At 69.1% G+C, this 14,423-nt stretch carries 9 protein-coding genes and 1 tRNA gene; 4 read left to right on the top strand and 6 right to left on the bottom strand.

Annotated elements, in window-relative coordinates; all coding sequences use genetic code 11:
* Window positions 1-201: 201 nt before the first annotated feature.
* Both BLP95_RS15650 and BLP95_RS15655 read right to left on the bottom strand, forming a co-directional pair.
* A tRNA-Met gene (locus BLP95_RS15650) sits at window positions 202-278 on the bottom strand.
* 87 nt (window positions 279-365) lie between these two features.
* Complete coding sequence (locus BLP95_RS15655; RefSeq protein WP_245678779.1) at window positions 366-1,343, bottom strand: choline ABC transporter substrate-binding protein; 978 nt, start codon at window positions 1,341-1,343, stop codon at window positions 366-368.
* Window positions 1,344-1,494: 151 nt separating this feature from the next.
* Here BLP95_RS15655 and betI point away from each other — a divergent pair, with 151 nt between their 5' ends.
* From betI to BLP95_RS15675, 4 genes are all read left to right on the top strand, one after another.
* On the top strand, window positions 1,495-2,097 hold the full coding sequence (gene betI, locus BLP95_RS15660; protein WP_176760315.1) for a transcriptional regulator BetI: 603 nt from the start codon (window positions 1,495-1,497) through the stop codon (window positions 2,095-2,097).
* A gap of 11 nt (window positions 2,098-2,108) precedes the next feature.
* On the top strand, window positions 2,109-3,578 hold the full coding sequence (betB, locus tag BLP95_RS15665) for a betaine-aldehyde dehydrogenase (protein ID WP_089680958.1): 1,470 nt from the start codon (window positions 2,109-2,111) through the stop codon (window positions 3,576-3,578).
* 132 nt (window positions 3,579-3,710) lie between these two features.
* Entirely contained in the window at window positions 3,711-5,405 is a 1,695-nt protein-coding gene (gene betA / locus BLP95_RS15670; protein ID WP_089680959.1) for a choline dehydrogenase, read from the top strand.
* A gap of 243 nt (window positions 5,406-5,648) precedes the next feature.
* The gene (locus tag BLP95_RS15675; protein ID WP_089680962.1) at window positions 5,649-8,096 is read left to right on the top strand and encodes an acyl-CoA dehydrogenase; all 2,448 of its coding nucleotides are present in this window, start codon (window positions 5,649-5,651) and stop codon (window positions 8,094-8,096) included.
* 214 nt (window positions 8,097-8,310) lie between these two features.
* On the opposite strand, the gene BLP95_RS15680 is transcribed toward BLP95_RS15675, so the two are convergent.
* The 4 genes from BLP95_RS15680 to BLP95_RS15695 form a co-directional block, all read right to left on the bottom strand.
* Window positions 8,311-10,203 carry an SLC13 family permease gene (locus tag BLP95_RS15680; RefSeq protein ID WP_089680964.1) on the bottom strand — a complete coding sequence of 631 codons (1,893 nt, stop codon included), beginning with the start codon at window positions 10,201-10,203 and terminating at the stop codon, window positions 8,311-8,313.
* Window positions 10,204-10,479: 276 nt separating this feature from the next.
* The gene (locus BLP95_RS15685) at window positions 10,480-11,280 is read right to left on the bottom strand and encodes an enoyl-CoA hydratase-related protein (protein WP_089680966.1); all 801 of its coding nucleotides are present in this window, start codon (window positions 11,278-11,280) and stop codon (window positions 10,480-10,482) included.
* On the bottom strand, window positions 11,277-13,469 hold the full coding sequence (locus BLP95_RS15690) for an acetate--CoA ligase family protein (protein ID WP_089680968.1): 2,193 nt from the start codon (window positions 13,467-13,469) through the stop codon (window positions 11,277-11,279). Before BLP95_RS15690 ends, BLP95_RS15685 begins: the two co-directional genes overlap by 4 nt.
* Before the next feature lie 88 nt (window positions 13,470-13,557).
* Entirely contained in the window at window positions 13,558-14,358 is an 801-nt protein-coding gene (locus BLP95_RS15695; RefSeq protein WP_089680971.1) for an enoyl-CoA hydratase/isomerase family protein, read from the bottom strand.
* Window positions 14,359-14,423: the final 65 nt, after the last annotated feature.

Genomic DNA, 14,423 nt, shown 5'->3' on the forward strand with positions numbered 1-14,423 from the left:
GAGCAGGACTCGAACCTGCGACCCAGTGATTAACAGTCACTTGCTCTACCAACTGAGCTATCCGGGAACGACCTCGAACACGGGACGTAGTATACGGATCCGCTCTGCCAGGTCAAGGACCGCGGTCGATCATCCTGCCTCGCCCCGCCCTGTAACGCACAGCGCCCGCCTGGCGATGCCGGGCGGGCGCTGCTGGGATCCTGGTGGCTACGCCCTGACTCGAACAGGGGACCCCATCATTATGAGTGATGTGCTCTAACCAACTGAGCTACGTAGCCTTTTCACGCGATTGCCCGGCCGTGGCCGAGCAATGGAGACGCATTATGCACGCGGGCCCACCGCTTGGCAAGCCCGCGTCGATCCGATCAGGAGGCGATATCCAGCGCCTCGCGCACCGCGGGCAGGCCGGCCTCGCCGTCACGGGTCTCGACGCCCTCGAGCCACGCCTCGAGTACCTCGGGGTTGGCCTGGAGGTAGGCGCGCGCGGCATCACGCGGGTCCTCGCCCTCGTCCATGATCTCGCCCATCAACTGGTTCTCCATCTCGAGGGTGAACTCGAGGTTTGCCAGCAGGGCACCGACGTTGCCGCACTCCTCGACGTAGCCGCCGCGGGTGTTGGTGTAGACGGTGGCACCGCCCAGGTTGGGGCCGAAATAGTCATCGGCACCCTCCAGGTAGGCCATGTCGAAGTTGGTGTTCATGGGGTGTGGCTCCCAGCCCAGGAACACCATCCACTGCTGGTCCGGCTCCCGGGCGCTGAGCTCGGCGAGCATGCCCGCCTCGCTGGAGTCGATCAGCTGCCAGTCACCCAGACCGAAGGCGTCGTCGTCGATCATCTGCTGGATCAGCTGGTTGCCGTCGTTGCCGGCCTCGATGCCATGGATGCTGCTGTCGAACCGCTCGGCATGCTCCGCGAGATCGGCCACCGAGGTGACCCCGGCATCGTGGACGTACTGGGGCACCGCCAGGGTGTACTTGGCCCCCTCCAGGTTGGCGTCCAGGCGGTCGACGCTGCCATCCTCGACGTAGGGATCGCTGATCGAGGCCATGGAGGGCATCCAGTTGCCCAGGAAGACGTCGAAGTCGCCGTTCTTCATGCCTTGGTAGGCGATGGGCACCGAGACGGTGTCGATGCGGGTGTCATAGCCCAGCGCCTCCAGCACCTCGGTGGTCAGGGCGGTGGTGGCGGTGATGTCGGTCCAGCCAACCTCGGCGAAGCGGACAGTGGCGCAGCTCTCGCCCTCCTGGGCGAGCGCCGGGGCGGCACTCAGCGCCAGGGTGGCGGCGCCCAGGCCCAGGCTCATGCGGCGCGTCATGGTGCGGGTCAGGGGGGATGCGTTCATGGCGTAACCTCCTTGGAAGGAACTTGAGTATAGTCGGCGATTGCCATTCCTTTATTGATTGAACGTTCAATAAAAAAATGGCAAGCTGTCCTATCCTAACCGCACCCACCGGTGTGGTGGCAAGTCATCCGCAAACAGGGAGGGCTCGACGGTGCCCAAGGTTGGAATGGAACCCATCCGCCGCCAGCAGCTGATCCAGGCGACCATGGCGGCCATCGACGAGGTCGGCCTGGCCGATGCCACGGTCGCGCGCATCGCCCGTCATGCCGGGGTCTCCGCCGGCATCATCAGCCACTACTTCGGCGGCAAGGACGGCCTGCTGGAGGCGACCATGCGCCGGATCCTGAGCGACCTGGGTGACGCCGTGGCCGCGCGCCGCCGCGACCGGCCGGACGATTCGCCCCGGGCGCAGCTGCAGGCGATCATCGAGGGCAACTTCGACCGCAGCCAGGTCACCGGCCCGGTGGCCAAGACCTGGCTCGCCTTCTGGGCCAGCAGCATGCACAAGCCGGCGCTGCAGCGGTTGCAGCAGGTCAACGACCGCCGCCTGCACTCCAACCTGTGCGCCCAGTTCCGCCGCCTGATGCCGCGCGACGAGGCGCACCGCGCCGCCCAGGCCCTGGCCGCCGTCATCGACGGCCTGTGGCTGCGCGGCGCCCTGACCCCCGAGGGCCTCGACGCCAAGGCGGCCCGCCGCACCGCGCTGGCCACCCTCGACCAGTTGCTCGACGCCGCTCCCCATCCCGTTCACTGAGGAGACGCCCCATGGCCATCTCATCCCCCCTGCCCCTCTACATAGACGGCCGCCCGGTGGACGCCACCGCCGGCGAGACCTTCGAGGTGGTGAACCCCTACGACGGCAGCCTGCTGGCCCGCGTGCAGCAGGCCTGTGCCGCCGACATCGATGCCGCCGTGGCCGCCGCCCGCCGCGGCCAGCGCGAGTGGGCCGCCATGAGCGGCATGGCCCGCGGGCGCATCCTGCAGCGCGCCGTGGCGCTGCTCCGGGAGCGCAACGACGAGCTCGCCGAGCTGGAGACCCGCAACACCGGCAAGCCGATCAGCGAGACCGCCGCGGTGGACATCGTCACCGGCGCCGACGCCCTGGAGTACTACGCCGGCCTCGCCGCCGCCATCGAGGGCACCCAGATCCCGCTGCGCGAGGACTCCTTCGTCTACACCCGCCGCGAGCCGCTGGGCGTGGTGGGCGCCATCGGCGCCTGGAACTACCCCATCCAGATCGCCTGCTGGAAGGCCGCCCCGGCGCTGGCCGCCGGCAACGCCGTGGTCTTCAAGCCCAGCGAGGTGACCCCGCTCACCGCCATGAAGCTGGCCGAGATCCTCAGCGAGGCGGGCCTGCCGGACGGCGTCTTCAACGTGGTCCACGGTGCCGGCGAGGTGGGCGCCCTGCTTACCGAGCATCCCGACATCGACAAGGTCTCCTTCACCGGCGAGGTAGGCACCGGCCGGAAGGTGATGGCCGCCGCGGGTGGCTCCACCCTCAAAGAGGTGACCATGGAGCTGGGCGGCAAGTCGCCGCTGGTAGTCTTCGCCGACGCCGATCTTGACCGCGCCGCCGACGCCGCCATGATGGCCAACTTCTACTCCAGCGGGCAGATCTGCACCAACGGTACTCGGGTCTTCGTCGAGCGCTCGGTGAAGGCGGACTTCGAGGCCAGGATCAAGGAGCGCGTGGCCCGCATCCGCGCCGGCGACCCGCTGGACCCCAGCGTCAACTTCGGCCCCCTGGTGAGCTTCGAGCACCAGCAGAAGGTGCTCTCCTACATCGCGCTGGGCAGGCAGGAAGGCGCCAGGGTGCTGGCCGGCGGCGAGGCCTGGAACGAGGACGAGCGGGCGAACGGCGCCTGGGCCGCGCCCACGGTGTTCACCGACTGCACGGACGAGATGCGCATCGTGCGAGAGGAGATCTTCGGCCCGGTGATGGCAGTACTGGCCTTCGACGACGAGGAGGAGGTGATCCGCCGCGCCAACGACACCCACTACGGGCTGGCCGCCGGGGTCTTCACCGAGAGCCTCAACCGCGCCCACCGGGTGATCCACCGCCTCGAGGCGGGCATCTGCTGGATCAACACCTGGGGCGAGTCCCCTGCCGAGATGCCGGTGGGCGGGGTCAAGCAGTCGGGCGTGGGCCGCGAGAACGGCCTCGAGACCCTGGCCCACTACACCCAGACCAAGTCGGTGCAGGTGGAGATGGGCCCCTTCGAATCGGTGTTCTAGGCCTGACGTCACCTACCCGCCTACCCCACCCGTCAGGGGCGCCGGGGCAGACCGTCGCGAGGGGCCGCTCCTGACGCCCTCGCGATGCCTGCCGCCGGAGACGCCCAGTAAGAAGTTGCCTCGGGAGACTCCATGTCCCAGATCCGTGAATTCGACTACGTCATCATCGGCGCCGGCTCCGCCGGCAACGTGCTCGCCACCCGCCTCACCGAGGACCCTGAGGTCTCGGTGCTGCTGCTCGAGGCCGGCGGCCCCGACCACCGCCTCGACTTCCGCACCCAGATGCCGGCGGCCCTGGCCTACCCGCTGCAGGGCAAGCGCTACAACTGGGCCTTCGAGACCGACCCCGAGCCGCACATGGATGGCCGGCGCATGGAGTGCGGCCGCGGCAAGGGGCTGGGGGGCTCCTCGCTGATCAACGGCATGTGCTACATCCGCGGCAACGCCCTGGACTACGACCACTGGGCCAAGGCGCCGGGCCTCGAGGACTGGACCTACGCCGACTGCCTGCCCTACTTCCGCAAGGCCGAGAGCCGCGATATCGGCCCGAACGACTACCATGGCGGCGACGGGCCGGTGAGCGTGACCACGCCCAAAGAGGGCAACAACCCGCTCTACCGCACCTTCATCGAGGCGGGCAAGCAGGCCGGCTACGCCGAGACCGAGGACGTCAACGGCTACCGCCAGGAGGGCTTCGGCCCCATGGACCGCTTCGTGACGCCCAACGGGCGGCGCGCCTCCACCGCCCGCGGCTACCTCGACCTGGCGAAGCCGCGCGAGAACCTCACCATCGAGACCCGCGCCATCACCGACGTCATCGAGTTCGAGGGCAAGCGGGCGGTGGGCGTGCGCTACCGCCGTCGCGGCCAGGCGCAGCGGGTGCAGGCCCGGCGCGAGGTGCTGCTGTGCGCCGGTGCCATCGCCTCGCCACAGATCCTGCAGCGCTCCGGGGTGGGGCCCCGCGAGGTGCTCGACGAGTTCGGGATCGAGGCGGTGCACGTCAACGACAACGTCGGCGCCCACCTCCAGGACCACCTGGAGATGTACATTCAGTACGAGTGCAAGCAGCCGATCTCCCTCTACCCGGCGCTGAAGTGGTGGAACCAGCCGAAGATCGGTGCCGAGTGGCTGTTCCTCGGCCGCGGCATCGGCGCCAGCAACCAGTTCGAGTCCTGCGCTTTCATCCGCTCCAACGACCAGGAGGCGTGGCCCAACCTGCAGTACCACTTCCTGCCCATCGCCATCAGCTACAACGGCAAGAGTGCGGTGCAGGCCCACGGCTTCCAGGCCCACGTCGGCTCCATGCGCTCGGAGAGCCGCGGGCGCATCCGCCTGACGTCACGGGACCCGGAGGCGGCGCCGAGCATCCTGTTCAACTACATGTCCACCGACAAGGACTGGCAGGAGTTCCGCGACGCCATCCGCCTGACCCGGGAGATCATCGCCCAGCCCGCCTTCGATCCCTACCGCGGCCGGGAGATCTCGCCGGGGCCGGACGTGCAGTCCGATGCCGAGCTGGACGCCTTCGTCAAGGCCCACGCCGAGACCGCCTACCACCCCTGCGGCAGCTGCCGCATGGGCGAAGGGGACGACGCCGTGGTGGATGGCCAGGGTCGGGTGCACGGCGTCGAGGGGCTGCGCGTGGTGGACGCCTCGCTCTTCCCCCTGATTCCCACCGGCAACCTCAACGCCCCGACCATCATGCTCGCGGAGAAGATCGCCGACCGCATCCGCGGCCGCGAGCCGCTGCCGCCAAGCGACGCCCCCTACCATGTGGCGGGCGACGCCCCCGCCCGCGGCGAGCCGCAGCGTCGCCTCGAGGGATAGCGCCACCCCCTCGCTGTCCACAACGCCCCGCCCTGCCACTGCAGCGCGGGGCGTTTTTTTGGATGGCACTTAGCCGCAGATGACTACCACGCTCGAAGCTTATCCGGCGACAGGCGCCTCTCGCTCCTCTCCAACGCCTTAGCCAAGAGTCGTGCCGCTGGCCGGTTGCAGCGAGATGGGCTAGTCTGCAAGAATTCAAACAGATGTTCGAATCCTGGCATCTACGACAACCGGAGTCACCCCATGCTCACCCTGATCCTGCTGCTTGCGGCCATCGTCGGCCTTCTCGTGGTGATGCGCCGCGAGGCGGGCGCCCTGCCTGCCCTGGCGGTGCTCGCCGTCACCGGCCTGGCAAGCCTGGTCGCCGCCTCTGCGGTGCTCGGCGTCATCCTGCTCGCCGGGGCCGCGGTCGTGGCCGCGGCCGGCCTGCCGACCCTGCGCGGCAAGTGGCTGACCCCGCGCCTCTTCGCGATGTTCAAGAAGGTCTCGCCGAAGGTCTCTGACACCGAGCGCGTGGCGCTCGAGGCCGGCAGCGTGGCCTGGGACGGCGAGCTCTTCACTGGCAGGCCCGACTGGCAGGCGCTGCTGGACGCCCGCGACGACGGCCTCACCGACGAGGAGCGCGCCTTCATCGATCACCAATGCTCGGTGGCCGCCGGCATGTGCAACGCCTGGGAGATCGCCAAGGAGCGCGCCGACCTGCCCCAGGAACTCTGGGACCACCTCAAGCGCGAGCGCTACTTCGGGATGATCATCCCCAAGGCGTACGGGGGCCTGGGCTTCTCCGCCAAGGCGCAGTCCCTGGTGCTGCAGAAGCTCGCCATCAACGAGACCCTGATGGTCACCGTGGGCGTGCCCAACTCCCTGGGCCCGGGGGAGCTGCTGCTCAAGTACGGCACCGACGAGCAGAAGAACCACTACCTGCCGCGGCTGGCCGACGGCCGTGAGATCCCCTGCTTCGGCCTCACCGGCCCCCGCGCCGGCAGTGACGCCACCTCGCTGCCCGACACCGGCGTGGTCTGCCGGCAGATGGTGGATGGCCAGGAGGTGCTCGGGGTGCGCCTCAACTTCGAGAAACGCTGGATCACGCTGGCGCCCATCGCCACCGTGGTGGGCCTGGCCTTCCGGCTCTTCGATCCGGAGAAGCTGCTGGGCGACGAGGAGGACCGCGGCATCACCCTGGCGCTGATTCCCCGCGACACCGCGGGCATGGAGATCGGCCGTCGCCACCACCCCATCGGCAGCCCCTTCCTCAACGGCCCGATCAAGGGCAAGGACGTGTTCGTTCCGCTGGACACCATCATCGGCGGCACCGAGATGATCGGCCAGGGCTGGCGCATGCTGGTGGAGTGTCTCTCCATCGGCCGCTGCATCACCCTGCCCTCCGGCGCCACCGGCACCGCCCGCTACGCCATCGGCTGGAGCGGCGGCTTCGCCCGTATCCGTCGCCAGTTCAACGTGCCGGTGGCCGAGATGGAGGGGGTCCAGGAACCCCTGGCGCGCATGACGGCGCTGGGCTATATCGCCCAGGCGGCGGTCTACCAGACCGCCAACACCATCGACCGCGGCGAGAAACCGGCGGTGCCCTCGGCGATCCTCAAGAGCCAGCTCACCGAGTTCCAGCGCCAGATCCTCGGCGACGCCATGGATATCCACGGCGGGAAGGCGGTCACGCTCGGCCCGCGCAACTACCTGGGGATCGGCTACAGCGCCAACCCGGTGGCGATCACCGTGGAAGGCGCCAACATCATGACCCGCAACCTGATGATCTTCGGCCAGGGGGCGATCCGCTGCCATCCCTATGTGCTCGAGGAGCTGGCCGCCAGGGACGCCGACGACCTTCAGGCATTCGACCGCGCCTTCTTCGGCCACGCCGGGCTGATCTTCGGTAACGCCGCCCGCGCCCTCACCCAGGGGCTCGGGCTCGGCCGCCCGGCGGTGCCCTTCGACGGCGAGGCCGAGCGCTACGCCCAGGAGGTCGCCCGGCTCTCCGCCGGCTTCGGGCTCTGTGCCGACGCCGCCATGGCGAGCCTCGGCGCCACCCTCAAGCTGCGCGAGATGCTCTCGGCGCGCCTCGGCGACGTGCTGTCGAACCTCTACCTCACCTCCATGGTGCTCAAGCAGTGGCACGAGGGGGACAAGGTCGAGGGCGAGGCGGCGCTGCTACACTACAGCTGCCAGCTCCTGCTGGGCCGTGCCGAGCAGGCCCTGGACGAGCTGTTCGACAACCTGCCCCACCGGGCACTGGCCCACCTGCTGCGCCGGGTGGTGATGCCCCGGGGCAGGCGCTTCAAGCGCCCCCATGACGACCTAGCCCGCCGCATCGCCCAGGCGGTCTCCCGGGAGAGCGCCCTGCGCACCAAGCTGCTGGCCAACACCTGGAGCACCGACGACGGCGCACAGCCGAACCCGCTGGCGCAGTACAACGCCCTGCTGGCCACCCAGGAGCGCGCCGAGGCCCTCTACCGCACCGTCAACAAGGCCTATGCGAAGGGGGAGCTGCCCGCGGAGGCGCTGCACCCCGAGCAGCGGATAGAGGCCGCGCTGGAGGCTGGACTAATCTCGGCAGACGACGCCACCTTTATGCGCGAACGGGAGGCCCGGGTGCTGGAGCTGCTCAGCGTGGACGATTTCGAGTACGACGCCTTCGTCACCGACAAGTCCAAGGTGCTGCGCCACCACGCCGCCTGACGGCTTTCATCCCTGCCAACCCCACGCCCCGGCCCAGTGCCGGGGCGTGCAGTTCTTAAGCCACCCTGCTCGAGGCTTTTCCGGCGAAAGGCCCCGGGGCGCCGGACCGTCGAGGGGGCGCTGTGAATACTTCCCTGTACGCTACCGATGCCATCCCTGGCATAGGACCCCCTCTACGTCCTTTCCCCGGCGCCTCTCGCACTCTGCCGCTGATTCAAAGCGGCCACACCAGCAGGATCATGGGGATCGCCACCAGGGTGATCACCCCCTCCAGAGGCAGTCCCATGCGCCAGTAGTCACCGAAGCGATAGCCGCCGGGCCCCATCACCAGGGTGTTGGACTGGTGGCCGATGGGGGTCAGGAAGGCACAGGAGGCACTGATCGCCACCGCCATCAGGAAGGGGTCCAGGGAGACCTCGAAGCCGCTGGCCAGGCTGGCGGCGATGGGCGCCATCAGCACCGCCGCCGCGGCGTTGTTGACCACGTCGGAGAGCATCATGGTGACCACGAACAGGCCGGTCAGGGTGACCACCACCGGCCATTCGCTGCCCCAGGCGAGCATCGCCTCGGCGATCAGCGCGGCGCCGCCGCTGGTCTCCAGCGCCTGCCCCACCGGGATCATGGCGCCGAGCAGCACAATCACCGGGCCGTCGATCGCCTGATAGCCCTCGCGCAGTGGCAGCACCCCCACCAGCAGCGAGACCAGCGCGGCGGTGGCCAGCGCCACCGCCGCCGGCAGCACTCCGGTGAGGATGGCCAGGATGGCGGCGGCGAAGATGGCCAGCGACACCAGCAACATGCGCGGCTGGCCGAGCTGCAGGTCACGGCGGGCCAGGGGCAGGCAACCCAGGGTCGTCAGGCTCTCGGCGAGCTCGCTCTCGCCGCCCTGCAGCAGCAGCACGTCCCCCGGACGGAAGCGGATCTCGCGCAGGCGCTGCTTGAGGCGCCCGCCGTCCCGAGCCACCGCCACCAGGTGCAGGCCGAACTGGTTGTGGAGACGCAGCTGGGTCACGGTGCGGTTGACCATCATGGAGTCGTTGCGCACTACCGCCTCCATCAGCTGCAGTCCCTCGGTGTCCACGCCGCGCTTCTCTTCCTTGTTCTTTTTTCGTTCGCCCTTCCCTGTTGCCTTCTTCTCGGCCGGATCCCGGGTTGCGTCCTCACGATGTCCCTCCGCCTCGCTGCCCGCCTCCTCCTGCTCTTCCTGCGGCTCCTCCTCGGCGTCCTGGCCCAGGCTCAGACCGGCCTTCTCCTCCAGCAGCTTCATCTCCTCGGGGCCGGCCTCCATCAGCAGGATATCGCCCTCCCGGAGGGTGCCGAAGAAGGCGTGGCCGGCCCGGCGCCTGTCGTCGCGCACCACGGCCAGCACCGGGATGGTCTCCTCCAGCTCCTGCTGCAGCTCGCGCAGGCTCAGGCCGTTGGCCCTGGAGTCCTCGTCGACGCGCAGCTCCACCAGGTAGTGGGCGGTGTCGAACATCGCATCCAGAGAGGCCTTGCCGGCCCGCTGGGGGACCAGCCGCCAGCCGATCAGCAGGATGAAGGCGAGCCCCGCCAGGGCCACCGTGGCCCCCACCGGCGTGAAGCTGAACAGCCCGAAGCCCTCGCCGGTGACGTCGCCGCGGTAGCTGGCGATGATGATGTTGGGTGGGGTGCCGATCAGGGTGGTAAGCCCGCCAAGCAGCGAGCCGAAGGCCAACGGCATCAGCAGCAGCGACGGCGAGGTGTCGTGTTCCCGGGCCAGGCGCATGGCCACCGGCAGCAGCAACGCCAGCGCCCCGACGTTGTTCATGAAGCCGGAGAGCACCACCACGGTACCGGTGAGCGCCGCCAGCTGCAGGAAGAGCCGTTCCCCCACCTTGAGCACCTGGTCGGCGATCACGTCCACCACGCCGGAGTGCTCGAAGGCGCGACTCAGCACCAGCACCGCGGCCACGGTGATTACCGCCGGGTGGCCGAAGCCCAGGAAGGCCTCGTCGCCGGGCACCAGGCCCAGCATCACCGAGCCGAGCAGCGCGGCCAGCGCCACCAGGTCATAGCGGAAGCGGCCCCAGACGAAGGCGGCCAGGGTCGCGCCGAGCACGAGGAAGACCAGGGTGCTGTCGGCCATCGGTTCACCCCTTTGTGAGATCGGGTCTCTCCAGCATCGCCAGGCGGCCCCGTATTACACAAGTGTTTTCTTCTGAAATGCGCGCGCCCGGCCGAGGCCGGGCGCGATGGACAGCTAAGTCATTCCTTAACGAGAAGACCCGCCGTATGCTGCGAGAGGCGCCGGGGAAAGGACGTAGAGGGGGTCCTATGCCAGGGATGGCATCGGTAGCGTACAGGGAGGTATTCACAGCGCCCCCTCGTAGGCCTTTCGCCGGAACAGCCTCGAGCAAAGTGGCTACTTTGCCATCTTCTCCAGCATGGCGTTGACCGCCTCCAGGTGCTCGGGCTCGTTGTGGCACACGCCCTGGAAGACCGCGCAAAGGTCGAGGAAGTCCTTGAGCTCGGTGCGCTGCGCCATCTTCATCAGCCGCTTGGTGAGGCGTGTCGCCTTGGGCGGCTGGGCGGCGATGCGAGTGGCGAGCTCGCCCACCCTCTCCATCAGCGCCTCGGGATCACACACCTCCAGCACGATGCCGTACTCCCTGGCCTCCTCGGCATCGATCACCCGCCCGGAGAGGGTCAGCTCGAAGGCGCGCTGGTAGCCGATCAGGCGCTGCATGAACCAGGCACCGCCGTCGCCGGGGATGATGCCAAGGTTGAGGAAGGTCTCGCCGAACTTGGCCTTGCGCGAGGCGATGCGGATATCCGCCATGTTGGCCAGGTCGAAGCCGGCACCGATGGCGGGGCCGTTGACGGCGGCGATGATCGGCACCTCCACCTCGGCGAGCGCCAGCGGGATGCGCTGGATGCCGCGGCGGTAGCGCGCCGAGACCTCGGCGACGTCGCCGGCGAAGTCGCCGCCGCGATTGGCCATGTCCTTGACGTTGCCGCCGGCGGAGAAGGCGCTGCCCGCGCCGGTGATCACCAGCACCGAGACGTCGTCACAGGCGTTGACCCACTGGGCCACGGCGATGATGTCGTCCACCAGGGCGGTGCCGGTCAGGGCGTTGCGCACATCGTGGCGGTCCAGGGTGAGGGTGGCGACCCGCCCCTCCAGGGAGAGGCGGGCATCGGTCAGTTGCGGCTGCTGGCTCATGCGTCGGCATCCTTGTCGGTTGTCTCGCTGTCACGCTCGACGATAACTCGGGCATCCACCACCGCATAGCCATCGGCGTTGACGATCACCGGGTTGAGGTCGAGCTCGGAGAGCGCCGGGTAGGCCTCGACGATGCGCGAGACCTTGATCAGCAGGTCGACCAGCGCCGCCTTGTCCACCGGCTTCTCGCCGCGTACCCCGCCGAGGATCTTCTTGGCCTTGATCTGCTCCACCATGGACTCGGCATCCTGGCGGCTGAGCGGGATCGAGCGGAAGGCCACGTCCTCGAGGATCTCGACGAAGATGCCGCCGAGGCCGAACATCAGCACCGGGCCGAAGATCGGGTCGCGGATTACCCCGAGAATCACCTCGACGCCCTTCTTCGCCATGGGGGTGACCAGCACCCCCTCGATCTCGGCGCTGGCGTCGTAGGCGCGGCAGGAGGCGAGGATCGCCTCGCGGGCCTCGTGCATGGCGGCCTCGCCCACCAGGTTGAGCCTCACGCCACCGGCGTCGGACTTGTGGAGGATATCCTTGGAGACCACCTTCATGGCCAGCGGCGTCTCGCCGAACCGACCGGCGGCGTCGGTCAGCTCCTGCTCGCTCCTTACCACCAGCTCCAGCGGCACCTCGATGCCGTGCTCGCGCAGCAGCCGCTTGGCCTCGTACTCGAAGAGGTCGCGCCCCTCGGCCCGGGCCGCATGGAACATGGCGGTCAGCTCAGGACGTGGTTCGACGCTCTGCTCGCGGCTCTGGCCCCGGGCCTGTGCCAGGTACTGGCCACGCTCGCCCAGCGCCGAGAGCACTCGCACGGCATGCTCGATGGAGGCGTAGACCGGCAGCCCCGCCTCGTGAAGGCGGCGCAGCGCCGGCGGCTTGACCGGCGTATAGAGGCTGTAGATCACCAGCGGCTTCTCGGTGGCCTTGGAGAGGTCCACCATCGCCTCGGCGCCGCGCATCTCGTCGCCCAGCAGCGACTCGGCGAAGCGCAGGCTGTAGCCACCGAACATGCCCACCAGGAAGACGCTGTCGACGTTGTCGTCGGCGGCGACGATCTCCATGCAGGTGGCCAGCAGCGAGGGGTTGGCGTCGGTGGAGCCGGCCACGTCCACCGGGTTGACGGTGGAGGCCTGGGGGAAGAGCACCTCGCGCAGCTTCGCCCGGGTCGCCTCGGAGAGTTCGGCGAGCTCGAGCCCGGCCTCGGAGAGGCGGTCGGAGGCGATGGTGGCCTGGCCGCCGCCGTCGGAGATCACCGCTACCCGCTTGCCGCGCGCCTTCTGCAACAGCCCCAGCCCCTCGGCCACCGGCAGGATCTCGTCGGACTGGTGCACCACGCTCACCCCGGACTGCTTGAGCAGGTCCACGGTCATGGCGTAGCTGCCGGCCAGCGCCCCGGTATGCGAGCTGGCGGCCTTCTGGCCCGCCGCGGTGGAGCCGGACTTGTAGACCACCACCGGCTTCATGGCGGCGACCTCGCGGGCCACCTCCAGGAACTTGCGCCCGTCGCGGAAGCCCTCCACGTAGAGGGTGGCGACACGGGTGTGGTGGTCCTCGCCGAGGTAGCGCAGGTAGTCGTTGAAGCCGATGTCGCTCTGGTTGCCGGGGCCGACGTAGGTGGAGAAGCCCACCTGGCCGTTGTGCTGCGCCTCCAGCGCCAGCGACAGCAGCATGTTGCCGGACTGGGAGATGATGCCGACATCGCCCGGCTTGACGTTGTCCAGCGACAGCAGGTTGACCCTGTGGTGCAGGTTGAAGATGCCCGAGGTGTTGGGGCCGATGATGCGTACGCCGTGGGCGCGGGCCTTCTCCATCATCTCGCGCTCCAGCGCCGCGCCCTCCTCGCCGGTCTCGGCGAACCCGCTGGCCAGGATCACTGCGCCCTTGATGCCGCGCCGCCCACACTCGGCGATCAACCCCGGCACCGTGGCTGCCGGGGTGCAGAGCAGCGCCAGCTCCGGGTTGCCGGGGATGGCGGTGACCGAGGGCCACGCCTTGACCCCGAGGATCATGTCGGCCTTGGGATTGACCGGGTAGATCTCGCCCCGGTAGCCGTCCTTGATCAGGCCGACCATGGCCTTGTAGCCACGCTTGGTGGGGTCGGCGGAGGCGCCCACCACGGCGATGCCGGAGGGCGCCAGGATGTCATGCAGCGGGCTGCGGGTCGGGAGGTGTCCTTCGATGGGATTCATGTGCTGGCTGACCTTGGCCTCATGGCCGATGGAGAGTGGTCGAAGCCCGGCCACCGCCGGGCGGAAAAGTGTCCAGGGAGGGCGGGGCTCAGCGGCCCTCGAAGCGCGGCGCGCGCTTCTCGGCGAAGGCGTCCACGCCCTCCTGCCAGTCGCGGGTGGTGCCGACGAACATCATGCCCTCGAGCTCGGCGGTGAGGCAGGCGTCCAGGGTGCGCTCGCCGGACAGGGTCAGCTGCTCCTTGGCGAGCGCCATGGAAAAGGGCGCCTTGGCGGCCACCTGCTCGGCGAAGGCGAGGACCGAGGCGAAGAAGTCGGCATCGGGATAGTGGCGGTTGGCCAGGCCGATGCGCACCGCCTCGGCGCCGTCGATGCGCTCGCCCAGGAACACCAGCTCGCGGGCCTTGGCCAGGCCCACCAGGCGTGGCAGCAGCCAGGTGACGCCGCCGCCCAGGAAGTTGCCGATGGAGACCTCGGGCAGGCCGAGCTGGGCGCTGTCGGCCATCAGCAGGAAGTCGGCGGCGATGGCGATCTCGGCACCGGCGCCCAGGGCGTAGCCGTTCACCGCGGCGATCACCGGGGTCTGCATCTCCATCAGGCGCTTGCAGACGAGCTGCTCGCCCTGCAGGTACTGGCGGCGATCGAAGGCGGTGCGCCCCGCCTTGTGCTCCTTGAGGTCGGCGCCCACGCAGAAGGCGCGCCCCTCGCCGGTGATCACCACGACACGCACCTCGGGATCCTGCTCGGCCGCCGTCAGGGCGTCGCCCAGCTCGTCGTAGAGCCCCTGGGTCACGGCGTTGAGTCGATGGGGGCGGTTGAGGCGAATCTCCTGCACCTGGCCGTGACGGCGCAGGATGAGGGTTTCGGGGTCTGACGAGGCGGCATGGCTCATGGTGGCGAAGGCGCTCCGGCGTGGTGAGGATGAATGACACGACGATCGATAACGGGCGGCGGACC

It is taken from the genome of Halomonas shengliensis (assembly GCF_900104135.1).
Taxonomy (GTDB): Bacteria; Pseudomonadota; Gammaproteobacteria; order Pseudomonadales; family Halomonadaceae; genus Halomonas; species Halomonas shengliensis.